Origin of the sequence: Methylosinus trichosporium OB3b (assembly GCF_002752655.1) — a bacterium.
GTDB classification, from domain to species: Bacteria; Pseudomonadota; Alphaproteobacteria; order Rhizobiales; family Beijerinckiaceae; genus Methylosinus; species Methylosinus trichosporium.
Genome location: NZ_CP023738.1, coordinates 180,553 through 192,693, shown reverse-complemented (window position 1 = coordinate 192,693; position 12,141 = coordinate 180,553). Strand labels below are relative to the sequence as shown.

The following is a 12,141-nucleotide window of genomic DNA, read 5'->3' as shown; positions in this document are numbered from 1 at the left end:
GAAGGGACGTCTGGAGCGTTTGATCCAAATTGCGCGGAAGTCGGCTCGTGCTTTCCGCGGCCTGGAGCACCCAACGAGAGGCGCTGCGAGCCCCAGCCTCGAGCGTGAATCGCACATAAAATATGTTACATAACGGACAAATTATATATTCGTTTTCAGCCAAATAAAAAACGTTTGACTGCTTCACTTTATTCTGTTGGCTATATGGCGTCGCCCTTTCGATCGAGCTCGCCGTGCCTCGCAACCCACTGCTTCCGAAACCCCAGAAAAAGCCGATCCGATGGCGTATCGGAACGCTCAAAGGCACGATCGGCGTCCCTTCCATGGCCGCCGCGCCGCCCCTCGCGGCGGTCGAAGAGTCTCGCGAGCCGCACTACAAAAAGGATCCCCGCGGCCGGAAGCCCAAGTCGCCCGCGAAGACGCGCCCGACTCGTGATCTCCGCCGAGATTCGGGTCGTGTCGACACCATCGACGCATGGACTCCGCCCTCCTATCCGAACGCTGGGAAAATCGATTTCTGCTCGGACGGTCTGCTCGGCCACACGGTCGCGAGCTGGGCGTCGGCGCTGGACATGGTCCCTCTCGATCACGGTCCTGTCGGCTGCGGCGCCTATGGGCAGACGATGCGCCTGACGGCGCCGGGCTATGTCCAAGGGATCGAGAGCTTCAGCGCACTTCACGCCTGCACCGATCTTCGAGCGGAAGACATCGGCGACGCCGGCGACCGCCGCCTCGCACGCGCGATCGACGAAATCGCAGAGCTGTTTCCACTGGCGCGCGGAATAGTCGTCGCGAGCGAAGAGCCCATGCCGGCGCTCGGCGCCGATATCACCGGAATAGCAAAAGCCAAAATGGCGGAGCAGCGAAAGCTGATTCTGCCGCTCAACGGCTATCGATCCTGGGCGGTCGAGACAGCGGCGGCGCTCCGCTCCGCCGAGCTGCTGCATCCGCTCACGACGAGCAGCGGCAAGCGCGTGGTTCTTCCCTATTCGCGCGAGGCGACGGCGCTCGTCTGGATCGTCAGCAAGCTGCTCATGGAGATCGGCCTCGAGCCCGTCCATGAGATGACGCAATCATCGGCGATCGACCTCGCCCGCGTGAGCGATTGCAAATTGGTGATCGGCTTCGCGAGCAAGGTCGGCGCGCTCGAAGAGCAGTTGCGCGGCGGCTACGCGGATTTGCTGCAACGATGGTTCGCGACGCCGATCGTGTGGACATGCTTCGAGAGCCCGTCGACGACGAGCGCGTCGTTGCGCGCCATCGCGAAACGTTTCGATCGCGGCGTCGCGCGTCGCGTCGACGCCGCGATCGTGAAGGGCGAGGCGCTCGTAGCACACACGATCGATCGTTATCGGCCTCGGCTCGAGGGGAAGCTGGTCTTGTTCTTTCGGCCGATGACCGAGGCGCAGCTCGAGCCCTATCGTCTTCTCGGGCTCCGCATCGGCGACGCATCCGGCTGGACGGGCAAGACCGGGAAGCAGCGCACGCCGCGCCTGAAATGCGATGACGACCATCCCGACGAGAGGGCGATCGACTCGTACATATCCGAGGCGAAGCCCGATCTCGTGCTTCATTTCGGCAATGGCGAAACGCGAGGCGAATATGAATGGCGCAAGCGCGGCCAGGTCGCGCTTCCCTTCTCGCCCTTCTTCGACCGAAAGGGCAACGCCTTCTGGGGTTATGACGGCTTTGCCTGTCTCGCGGCGGCTCTCGACCGCGCGATGAATGCGACTTGGCGGGATCTCGTCCAGCCGCCTTGGTGACGTTTCTGCGTCGATAATTTCAGCCGGGACTGGAACTCTGAAAGTCGCACGCTCGCGGCGCGGGGACGCGCGTCCGTGCGGCTCTCATCCATGAGCTTCGTGTCACGACTGAGGATTCTCAATCCGGCCGCCGAGCGGCAACCACGGGGGTGTTGAAGGATGAAGACCACGACACAATCCACGAGCGGCGCGATCGTTCACGCTCTGCTGGCCAGCGCTTCGATCGTCGCTATCTCGGGCTCGCTCGGACGAGCGATCGCGCAGGAGGCGACGACGCTTCCTCCGATCGAAGTCGCCGCCGCGAGCGCGACCAACAATCACAGCCGCTCCACTGCGGCCGGCGCCGCCGCCGCGGGCTATCGCTTCGACGCGACATCGACGACCGGTCCTTGGGGCGAAAGGGCGATTCAGGATACGCCTTATTCGGTTTATTCAGTGAGCGCTCCTTATATAGAAAACCGCGTCTTCTCGACGACGGACGAGGTCTTCCGCGTCAATCCGCTCACCCAGCTCAATATGGGACAGGGGCGCGGCTATGGCTCGTCGATCTTTATTCGCGGCGTTCAGCAGAGCGGCTTCAGCCAGATCGACGGCCTCAACATGTCGGGCGTCAGCGATCTCGTCATGCCCTTGGAGGACAAGGAGCGCGTCGATGTTCTCTCCGGCCTCTCCGGCTTTCTCTATGGACCAGCGCATGTGGGAGGACTCGTCAATTTCGTTACCAAGCGGCCGACGCCGACGCCATTCTTCAGCGTCACAGCCGGCAATTACGGCGGCTCGCAACCCTTCGTGCATGTCGATACGGGCGGCCCCTTCGAAAAGGGAGGCGATTTCGGCTATCGGCTCAACTTGGTGAAGAGCAGCGGCGAGACCGCGATCAATGACAATTTCGTCGACAGATGGCTCGTCAGCGGCGCGCTCGATTGGCGTCCGCTGCAGGAATTGCTCTTTCAGATCAACTATTCTCATCAGCATATTTACGAGAAAGGCACGCTCGCCGATTGGGGATCGTTCGATGGAACGTTCCCGCATTTCAGCGCGAGCATTCTCGATCCCGCGAAAAATTACGGCCAGCCGTGGACGTTCAACAAGAACGATATGAACGTGCTCGGGACCAACGTCACCTATGAAGTGACGCGCAATATGAAAATCCGCGCCGCCTATCAGTTTGTCGACATTGCGAGCGAGAACCTCTACACAGGCAATAATATCGCCTATAGCAATGGCTCATACTCCTATTCGCTCGCGGCGCTCTATAATGCGTCGCATGTGCAGCGCAATCAGGCATGGTACGCCTTCGCCGATTATGACCTCGATCTTCTCTCGATCAAGGCCAAGACGACGTTCGGCCTCTATGGATCGAGCTATTCACTTCGCCAGCATCAAGACAACACGCTCTTCAAGGGCCTCGGCTCGTTTCCCGTTTCCGCCGATCCCATCTATGTCGCGCGTCCGACTTTCACCAATGGCGTGCAGCCCTACTTTCACCAGCAGCAGCTGGACCAGACGAATTGGATCATCGGCGAGGACATATCCTTCAATGATCAATGGTCGCTGCTCGCCGGCGCGAGCCTCGCCAACATAAAGGCGACGAATTTCAACACCAATGGGACGGTGTCGAGCTATTTCGACAAGACCCGGGTCACGCCGACCGCCTCGTTGATCTATAAGCCGCGGCCTTGGTTGACCGCCTATGGGACCTATATCCAAGCTCTCGAAAATGGCGGGACCGCCTCGACCAGCTTTTCGTCATTGCCGGTGACCAACGCCAGCCAGGCGCTCAGTCCGACGACCAGCGAGCAGGTCGAGGTCGGCGCGAAAGCCAATGTCTCGCAAATTCTGCTGACTGCCGCTCTGTTCCAGATCGACAAGACGAACACTTTTTACAAAGCCAATGGCGGCAGCTACACATTCACCAATGACGGGCGGCAGCTCCATCGCGGTCTCGAAATGACGGCGACGGGCAAGCTGCTCGACGATCTCACCGTCACCGGCGGCTTCACGCTGCTCGATGCGAAGATCACTCAGACCAACACATTATATCTTCTGGGCCAGCCTCCTGTGGGCTCGGCGAAAAACATGGGCAAGCTCTATGTCGAATATCGCCAGCCCTTCGTGCCGGGGCTGACATTGACCGGCGGCTTCAATTATGTCGGCCCACAGGTCGGCAATGCCTTCGCGCCGACGAATGTGCGCGCGATCGAACGGCTGCCCTCTTACGTGACTGGCGACATCGGGCTACGCTATGAGACGCGCATCTTCGACACCGAAACGATCTGGCGCGTCGACGTGACCAATATCGCAAACACATCCTATTGGCAGCAGACCGAAATGCTCGGAGCGCCGCGCACCGTCGCTTTTTCCGCGACCGCCAAATTCTGAAGGGACGAAGGTTGCGTTCTTTCGCGATTGTGAGCTTCGGTTTCCTGCCGATCCTGTGCCTCGGATTGGCCGCCGGAGATCCGCATGTCGCGTCGCCTTCGCCACATCGATCGATCAAGGATATGAGAGGCCGCGACGTCACCGCCGCGGTCCCGGCGCGACACGCTCTGATCTTTGCGCCGGTGTCCTGGATCTATCTCACCATAGACGGAGATCCAGGACATATCGCCGCGGTAAGCCGTCCACAATCTGGCGAAAACGAATTGAGCCGTGGATTGCTGCGTCGAGTGTTTCCCTCAGTGCGTGACCTTGCGCGCGCGCCGACGCTGGGAGGCGACAGCGTGATCCCCGGCGACCCGGAAGCAATTCTGCTGACGCGAAGCGACGCGATCCTGTCGTGGTCCTGGTTCGCTGCTCCCTTGCTGAGAATCGGCGCGCCTCTGGTTCAGCTCGATAGTCGGGCGTCCGGCGATGTGTCGCAGAGCGTGGAGCATCTCTGGCGCTTGATCGGCGCTATCGCCGACCGGCAAGAGCGTGTGAATTTCCTGATTCGCCGTCACGTGGCGGAGCTCGACGCCTTTTCGAAGGAGCGCGCCCCCGCGCCAGTTCGTCGCAAGGTCGCCTATCTCTTCCAGATCGACCCTCTGATCATGGCGTTCGGCGGAACGGGAATCAATGCCGATCTCGACCGGGTGGACGCTGACAATATCGGAGCCTCGCTTCATTCGCCTCATATGACAATCGAGGAGTTGATCGCGCGCGAGCCGGAGGTCGTCATTATTTCCGGCTATCCGAAAGACGACGCGGTTCGTCGCGTGCTGGACAATCCAGCGCTGCGATGTACTCCAGCCGTTCGATCAAAAAGGGTCTATCGCGAGCCGCATGGGGGAATGCGCATGGAAGGACTGGTCGAGGAGCCGATCATGTTGCAATGGATGTCGGAGGTCATCTATCCGGAGTGGATTGAGCGACGATTTCGCATGAAGCTGCGGCAGGCCTATGCGGATGTCTACGGCTTCGGCCTCACGGACGACGCGATCGATGAAGCCCTCGTATTGCAAGAAAACGCGGGCTCGGCGGATTATTCCCGCTTCCTCGCTTCGAACGACGCGGAGCGACGCTGAGCCATGCCGCGAGAGATCATCGTCACCGGCATTCATCTCCACGCCAATGCCGCGCCATGCTTCCATCATTGCCGCTATTGCCAGCTGAAGAGCTATAGGCTGCGGCCGGCGCCGCTAGAACGCTTTGTCGCTCTGGTCGAACGCTTCATCGAATGGCGCAATGACGGACATGAAGATTTCGAGATCGCGCCTTGGTACGGGAACAGCCACGATTATTCGTCGGCGACGACGAAAGCTCTTCGCGAGCTGGAGAAGAAGCTCGGCTGGAAAAGCCGCGTCGTTCTGCTCGGGGGCGTCGCTCATCGACCGCGACAAGAGATGAAGCAATGGCTGCTGGAGCGGCGCGATCTCGGGATCGACACTGTGGTTGCGACCTTCAGCGGCTACGGCGCTCGTCACGATCATTGGAACAATATGGCTGGCAATTACCAATTCCAGCTCGACGCTCTGCATTTGGCGACGGAGCTCGGCCTGAAGCTGCAGGAGCGCATCTTGCTGATACGGGATAGCGTTCCGAGCTTGGACGAACTGCTGGATGATCTGGACCGCATTCCCGCGGCGTCCCGCGAGCGCTGGGCGCTTCCGCTTTTCTATTCCGGCGTGGCGCGTGGCCTCGAGGAGCAGCGTCTTACCGAGGAGGAGATCGATTCGCTTCCTGCGCGCCTCAAAAACTGTCTTCGTGATGACAGGCCCAATTGGCGATCAGAAAAGAAATGGATCGAGCACGTCCTCCAGTCGCCCGATGAAGAAGCGGAACCCATGGCCATCAGCCTCCCGCTCGACGAGCAGAGTCTCGACTGGGCAGAGGCCCGTTCGTGCGATCAAATCATCACGGAGCTCGAAGCTCGCTGGCGTGCAGCACATCTCGTCGCACCCTCGCGCAAGGAGCTGTGCGAGGGTTATGGCGACATCGCCAATGATAGGCTGTATTTCAACGTGCAGCAGATGGAAAAAGCGTGGTTCGATCGCTATAAGAAAGACAACATCTGTCGGTTCGACATCAATGCAACAAAATTTGCGTGAGCTCCACGGTTCCATTGCCGCGCGCGCCGGGCGACGGTCCTGGTCGTCCTGGCCGCCGGCGCGGTCAAGGAAGTCAAGAAAGGCGCGACCATGTCCCATGTCGAGATCGATGTGAAAGGCGTCACCGTGATGGCGGCGATCACCGACGAAGCCGTTGAGGATCTCGCGCTGAAGCCCGGCGTTCCGGTCGACGCGGGTGATCAAGTCCTCCAATGTCATCATCGCTCTGAGGTGAGCACGGACGCTCGAGCTATCGTTCCGCGCTCAACAGCGCGACGGCCTTTACCTGAGCCCAGAGCGCCCGTCCCTCGACGACGCCGAGCTCCTGCCTCGAGCGCTCGGTGATGCGCGCGAGAAGGCCCGAGCCGTCCTTCAACGTCAATCTCACCAGCACATGGCCGTCCACCGGCGTCCGAGCGAAATCGGACACGGACGCGGGAAGAATATTGAGAATCGTCGTGTCGTGATGCCGCGACAGAGTTAGGCTCACATCGCGCGCGTGAATTTGGCAGCGCAATCTGCGTCCGGGCGGCTCGAGACGATGCGCGACAATGAGATCGCCAGCGGTAGAGGCGAGCCGCGTCAAGCCGTCCGCGCTCTCGGCGACGACGACATCGAAGACGACGCCGGCTTCGTCGCTGAAGGCGAAGGGCAGATCGATTCGCGTCAGCACATCGGAAATGGCGCCGCTGGCGACGACGCGTCCCGCCTCCAGCAGCACGATGTGATCGGCGAGCCGCGCCACTTCGTCCGGTGAATGGCTGACATAGAGGATCGGTATGTCGAGCTCGTCGCGCAGACGCTCGAGATAGGGGAGAATCTCGAGCTTTCGCTTCACATCCAATGCCGCGAGCGGCTCGTCCAGCAGCAGCAGGCGCGGATCGGTGAGCAGAGCCCGCGCGATCGCCACTCTCTGGCGTTCGCCGCCGGAGAGATGACGCGGATAACGGCCGAGCAGATCGCCGATGCCGAGCAGCGTGAGAATGGCGTCGGGATCGATCGAATTGCGCGCAGCGCCGGCGCGCTTCATCCCATAGCGGAGATTGCCGAAAACGGTGAGATGCGGAAACAACCCCGCATCCTGAAAGACCATGCCTAGCGGGCGGCGGTATGTCGGCAAGAAGACATGGTTCGATTCGTCCTGCCACACATCGCCCGCCACTTGCAGCCGACCGCTCTGCGCGCGCACGAGGCCGGCGACGCAGCGCAAAGCCGTCGTCTTGCCGGAGCCGGAGGGGCCGAAGAAGGCCGTCACGCCACGGCCCGGAAGGCTGACATCCATATCGAGCGCGAAGCTGCGATAGACGAGATGAAATCGGGCGAGAATCGCGCTCTCGGGTGCTGTGTCACGCATCGGTTTTTCCTGTGCGACGCGTGTAGAGGCCGAGAAGGACGAAGAAGCTGAAGAGGAGCATGCCGCCCGACAGCCAATGGGCGCGCGTGTAATCCATCGCCTCGACATGATCGTAGATCTGCACCGACACGAGCCGGGTCTTGTTCGGAATATTGCCGCCGACCATCAGCACCACGCCGAATTCGCCGATCGTATGCGCGAAGCCGAGAATCGCCGCTGTGACGAAGCCCGGCTTGGCGAGCGGCAGCGCAACCGAGAAAAAGGCGTCGAGCGGGCTCGCTCTCAGAGTGGCGGCCGCCTCCAGCGGCCGATCTCCCATCGCCTCGAAAGCGTTCTGGATCGGCTGAATGACGAAGGGCATGGAATAGCAGAGCGAGGCGATCACGATGCCGGTGAAGGTGAAGGGCAATGCGCCGACGCCGAGAAAATTCGTCAGCCGACCGATCGGGCCGTGGGGTCCCATGGCGAGCAGCATGTAGAATCCGATCACCGTCGGCGGAAGCACGAGCGGCAGCGCCACCACGGCGCCGATCGGCCCCTTGAGCCGCGACCTGGTGCGGGCGAGCCACCAGGCGATCGGCGTCCCCGCGACGAGCAGCAGCGATGTGACGATGATGGCCAGCTTCAGCGTCAGCCAGATCGCCTCTATATCTTCCGAGGTCGGCATGGCGTGTCCTATTTCTGCGCGGTTTCGCCCGGCAACACGAAGCCGTAGCGGATCATCACGCGCCGCGCCGCGGGCGAGGCCATGAATTTCGCGAAGGTCTCAGCGAGTGGATTGTTCCCGCCGCGCTTGGTGACGACGAATGCCTGCCGCAGCGGCGCATAGAGATTCTCGGGGATCTCGCTGTAGCTTCCCTTGCCTTTGAGCTCCGGGCTCAGCACCAGTGAGAGCGCGATGATCGCGACATCGGCGGCGCCGGTTCGCGCATATTGAGCGGTCTGCGCGACATTCTCGCCGAACACCAGTCGTCCCTGCAGGCGATTCCAGACGTCCTCCGCCTTCAGCGCCTCCTCGGCGGCGCGGCCATAGGGCGCGTGCTTGGGATTGGCGATGGCGATGCGGCGAATGTGCGGATCGACGAGATTTTCGAGGGTCATCCTGGCGGCGTCGAGCGCGCCGCTCCACAGGACGATCCTGCCGACGGCATAGAGGACGGGCTCGGACGCGGCCGAGCCATTCTGCAAGAGCGATCGCGCATAAGCGATGTCGGCCGAGAAGAAGATGTCGAAGGGCGCGCCATTCTGGATCTGCGTGTGGAACTTGCCCGATGAGCCATAGATCACGCTCACATCATCGCCCGGATGGGCTGATCTGAAGTCGGCGACAATCTCGTCCATGGCGAATTTGAGATCGGCTGCGGCGGCGATGGCGATCGATCCCGCAGCCCGCGCCGGGGCGCCGAGCAGCGTGAGCAGGAGCGATACGACAAGCAATCCCTTCATTTGTCCACTCCGAGCGATGACAGCGTCGATCGTGCTTTGCTCGGGATACATAACGTGCGGCGCGCGGGTTTCCGCCCTTTCTGCAAACTGAATTTGTCGCGCCGTCGCTGAGAGCGATGAGGAACGGCAGTCATGATCGCAAGGCGGAAAAGATCATGCTGCGCGCTCCGCCGTCGTGTCTCGAAGCGTATGAGACCTCGGCAGGTCGTGGGTCTCGACATAGGGAAAGCTGCGTATTGAATCTGGGTCCAGAGCCATTCTAAACCGATTTTATGAGCAGATATATTGTTGCTATATGACGATTCGGACCTTCTCGATGAGCAATCGCACCAATTCGCGCTTGATGATATCGGCAGCCCTGGGCGTCTATTTGGCAGTGTCGATTGCGCCGGCCTTCGATGCGTCGGCGAGCGAGAAGAGCGAGAGCAACGAGTCCAGTGACAAGGCCGAATCGGGAGCGCAGCCGCAAGGCGGCAAGGCGACGAATTCTGTGAAGATCAAGGACAAAGAGAAAGACAAAGGGAAGGACAAAGATAAGGATAAGGATAAGGAAAAGAAGAGCTATCACGTTCCCACTCGCGCCTACCGGCTCGAGCCGCAGCCCGACATTCCGCCCTATGTGCGCAATCTCGGCAAGACCTATGAGGCGTTCAAAGGCATCGACTGGCTCAACATCGGCTTCGATTCGCGCGTGCGTTTCGAATATCGCCAGGACGATTATCGTCCCTGGCTCGACACCTCCGTCTATCCGGCGGCGTCGCGCCGAAAATATCTGCCGAACTCCCTGTGGCTCGAGCGCACGCGACTCTATTTCGGCATACAGGACATCCTCGACCCGTTCCGCTTCGTCGTCGAGTTTCAGGACTCTCGCGCCTTCAACAGCATTTATGAATATCAGGGGCAGGAGATCAATCAGAACGATCTGATCTCCGCCTATGGCGAGCTCTATTTCAAGGGCGCCTTCGGCGCGGATGATCTCGGCAATGAGCGCCCGCTGATTTTTCGCGCCGGCCGCTTCCATCTCGAGCTGCTCGACAGGCGTCTGATCGCGGAGAACGAATTCCGCAACACGACGAATACATTCGAGGGCTTCCGCTTGAAGTTCGGCAAGCGCGAGAATGATTTCGAGCTCGACAGCTTCGCGATGCGCCCTGTGGTGCGCTACCCCTATTCCTTCGATCGCGCGGAATGGTCGAACTGGATCTATGGCTCGGTGCTCAACATTCGGCGCTGGTCGGAATATGCGACCATCCAGCCTTATTTCCTCGGACGCAAGCAATTCGCCGATCCGAACAATGTCTCCGCGGCTCTCAGAGTGCATCGCGAGACCTTCGCGCCGGGCCTGCGCGCCTATGGAATCCTCGGAAATTTCGATTACGACTTCGACATCAACAAGCAGTTCGGCGCGCTCGGCGAGACGCGTCCCGCCATCGGCAGCATTCCCGCGACGCCGACCACGGTCCGGCACGACGCCATCGCTTATGCGTTCGAGTTCGGCTACACGTTTTCGGATCATCCGTGGAAGCCGCGCATCAGCGCCAATTACGCCTACGGCTCGGGCAACACCAGCTCTTATGACGGCGTCAACCAGAACTTCGATATTTTCTACGGCTTCAATCAGCCCTTCTCGCGCAATGATTATTTCGCCTGGAACAATATGAAGGCGCCCAAAGCGCGCATCGAGTTCACGCCTTTTCCCGATGTGTGGGTCGACACCGCCTTCAACGCCTATTGGCTCGCGAGCGCCGCCAACGCTTGGGATCGCACCAATCTCTCCGCGCCGCTCGGCAACAGGGGCACGTTCCTCGGCACGGAATATGACTTTCGCATCCGCCACAAGCTCAGCGCCTTCGTCAATCTGACGGCGAGCTATGCGCGCTTCTGGCCCGGCTCCTTCCCCGCGAGCTTCGCGCCGCCGGTGGCCGGACAGCCTTATTTCCCGCAGTCCTTTCCCGGCCAGACCACCACCACCAACGGGCTCACCCAGCGCCCGACCGATTTCTTCTATCTCGAAGCCCAGGCCAACGCTTTCGGCGATGGCAAGCCCATCGCGAGCAATCCGATCTCCGAAATGTTCGGCGTATCCTCGCCGCTCGCGCCGCCGCCCCCGTCGCCGACCGGCTGGAACGATGTCTATGTCGGCTTGAACGGCGGCGGCGCCTGGTCCAATCCGCCGACCGATGTGAGGATCTGGCCGATCGGCGCCGCGCCGGCGAGTCCCTTTGTCACCACCATCGGATCGCCGCTCGACAATGGCAATCATCTCGCGGGATTCATCGGCGGCCTGCAGGCGGGAATCAACCAGCAGGCCGCCGGCGTCCTCATGGGGCTCGAAGCCGATCTGCATGGCGTCTCCGGCAATACCGACACGCGATGGCGCATGGGGATCAAAGACGCGATCTCGACCTATGCGTCGCGGACGACGACGCTGAACTATCTCGGCACGATTCGGGGACGCCTCGGCTATCTGGCGACGCCGACGCTCGCGATCTATGGCACGGGCGGCCTCGCTTATGGCGGCGTGATCTCCGCCGGAATCATCAGCAGTCAGCGCGTCAATGGCGGCGCCTTGAGCTTCAATTTTCCCGCCTTTCAGGACAGCCTTCTCGGCTGGACGGTGGGCGCGGGCGTCGAATGGGCGCTCTCGCCCGATTGGTCGGTGAAGATCGACTATCTGCGCTATGATCTCGGCCGCGCGACCTCCTCGCCCTATGCAGCGCAGCCGAACCGCCTCTTTCAATACGCTATGACGACGTCGACGCGTTTCGACGGCAATTTGATCCACGCCGGCGTCAATCGCCATTTCGATCTGTTTGCGCCGGCGGCTGTGAAGAAATAAGATTGATTCCCGCGTCGCGCCGCCGGCGCATGGCGAGGAGCGATCGGGCGTCGGCTTCATCGAAAGACTATGGAGCGGCCCTCAGATCGGAAAAAGGCGCAATCGCTTCGCATGAAGCAACTCCGCCGCCATACAAACCGTTGGCGCTGCTTGAACGGTGAGTGTGAGCGGCAAACATTCTCAGCGCGGCTATCGGATATTGCGAGGCCT

The 12,141-nt window shown here is 61.0% G+C and carries 10 protein-coding genes; 6 read left to right on the top strand and 4 right to left on the bottom strand.

Translation table 11 applies throughout. The annotated features are described in order from the left end of the window. Positions 1–572 precede the first annotated feature (572 nt). The 3 genes from CQW49_RS22040 (at position 573) to CQW49_RS22030 (ending at position 5,269) form a co-directional block, all read left to right on the top strand. Positions 573–1,763, top strand: coding sequence for a nitrogenase component 1 (locus tag CQW49_RS22040; protein ID WP_244441396.1), 1,191 nt, complete (start codon positions 573–575; stop codon positions 1,761–1,763). A 159-nt stretch (positions 1,764–1,922) separates the two neighbouring features. After that, on the top strand, positions 1,923–4,145 hold the full coding sequence (locus tag CQW49_RS22035) for a TonB-dependent siderophore receptor (protein WP_003613838.1): 2,223 nt from the start codon (positions 1,923–1,925) through the stop codon (positions 4,143–4,145). A gap of 341 nt (positions 4,146–4,486) precedes the next feature. Beyond that, positions 4,487–5,269 carry an ABC transporter substrate-binding protein gene (locus CQW49_RS22030; protein ID WP_003613837.1) on the top strand — a complete coding sequence of 261 codons (783 nt, stop codon included), beginning with the start codon at positions 4,487–4,489 and terminating at the stop codon, positions 5,267–5,269. A 114-nt stretch (positions 5,270–5,383) separates the two neighbouring features. Here the strand turns inward: CQW49_RS22030 and CQW49_RS25820 are convergent, their stop codons facing one another. Then, the gene (locus CQW49_RS25820; RefSeq protein ID WP_244441397.1) at positions 5,384–5,572 is read right to left on the bottom strand and encodes a hypothetical protein; all 189 of its coding nucleotides are present in this window, start codon (positions 5,570–5,572) and stop codon (positions 5,384–5,386) included. A 15-nt stretch (positions 5,573–5,587) separates the two neighbouring features. On the opposite strand from CQW49_RS25820, the gene CQW49_RS22025 reads away from it, so the two are divergent. Together CQW49_RS22025 and CQW49_RS26225 are read left to right on the top strand one after the other, a co-directional pair. Then, positions 5,588–6,292, top strand: coding sequence for a hypothetical protein (locus CQW49_RS22025; protein ID WP_244441398.1), 705 nt, complete (start codon positions 5,588–5,590; stop codon positions 6,290–6,292). 90 nt (positions 6,293–6,382) lie between these two features. Next, positions 6,383–6,637, top strand: a complete 255-nt coding sequence (locus CQW49_RS26225) for a hypothetical protein (RefSeq protein WP_338065225.1) — start codon at positions 6,383–6,385, stop codon at positions 6,635–6,637. Here the strand turns inward: CQW49_RS26225 and modC are convergent. Genes modC through modA form a run of 3 tightly spaced genes read right to left on the bottom strand, consistent with a single transcriptional unit; the run spans position 6,543 to position 9,092 of the window. After that, positions 6,543–7,646, bottom strand: a complete 1,104-nt coding sequence (modC, locus tag CQW49_RS22015; RefSeq protein WP_003613835.1) for a molybdenum ABC transporter ATP-binding protein — start codon at positions 7,644–7,646, stop codon at positions 6,543–6,545. The two genes, CQW49_RS26225 and modC, sit on opposite strands and share 95 nt — an antisense overlap. Further along, positions 7,639–8,313 carry a molybdate ABC transporter permease subunit gene (modB, locus tag CQW49_RS22010; protein ID WP_003613834.1) on the bottom strand — a complete coding sequence of 225 codons (675 nt, stop codon included), beginning with the start codon at positions 8,311–8,313 and terminating at the stop codon, positions 7,639–7,641. The genes modC and modB overlap by 8 nt, the downstream gene beginning before the upstream one ends. An 8-nt stretch (positions 8,314–8,321) precedes the next feature. Beyond that, positions 8,322–9,092, bottom strand: a complete 771-nt coding sequence (gene modA / locus CQW49_RS22005) for a molybdate ABC transporter substrate-binding protein (RefSeq protein WP_003613833.1) — start codon at positions 9,090–9,092, stop codon at positions 8,322–8,324. A gap of 376 nt (positions 9,093–9,468) precedes the next feature. On the opposite strand from modA, the gene CQW49_RS22000 reads away from it, so the two are divergent. Then, the gene (locus CQW49_RS22000; RefSeq protein ID WP_244441399.1) at positions 9,469–11,931 is read left to right on the top strand and encodes an alginate export family protein; all 2,463 of its coding nucleotides are present in this window, start codon (positions 9,469–9,471) and stop codon (positions 11,929–11,931) included. Positions 11,932–12,141: the final 210 nt, after the last annotated feature.

Coding starts and splice junctions, on each gene's coding strand:
- CQW49_RS22040 (WP_244441396.1), top strand. CDS start 573: ATGGTCCCTCTCGATCACGGTCCTGTCGGCTGCGGCGCCTATGGGCAG.
- CQW49_RS22035 (WP_003613838.1), top strand. CDS start 1,923: ATGAAGACCACGACACAATCCACGAGCGGCGCGATCGTTCACGCTCTG.
- CQW49_RS25820 (WP_244441397.1), bottom strand. CDS start 5,572: ATGAGCGACGCCCCCGAGCAGAACGACGCGGCTTTTCCAGCCGAGCTT.
- CQW49_RS22025 (WP_244441398.1), top strand. CDS start 5,588: ATGAAGCAATGGCTGCTGGAGCGGCGCGATCTCGGGATCGACACTGTG.
- CQW49_RS26225 (WP_338065225.1), top strand. CDS start 6,383: ATGTCCCATGTCGAGATCGATGTGAAAGGCGTCACCGTGATGGCGGCG.
- modC (WP_003613835.1), bottom strand. CDS start 7,646: ATGCGTGACACAGCACCCGAGAGCGCGATTCTCGCCCGATTTCATCTC.
- modB (WP_003613834.1), bottom strand. CDS start 8,313: ATGCCGACCTCGGAAGATATAGAGGCGATCTGGCTGACGCTGAAGCTG.
- modA (WP_003613833.1), bottom strand. CDS start 9,092: ATGAAGGGATTGCTTGTCGTATCGCTCCTGCTCACGCTGCTCGGCGCC.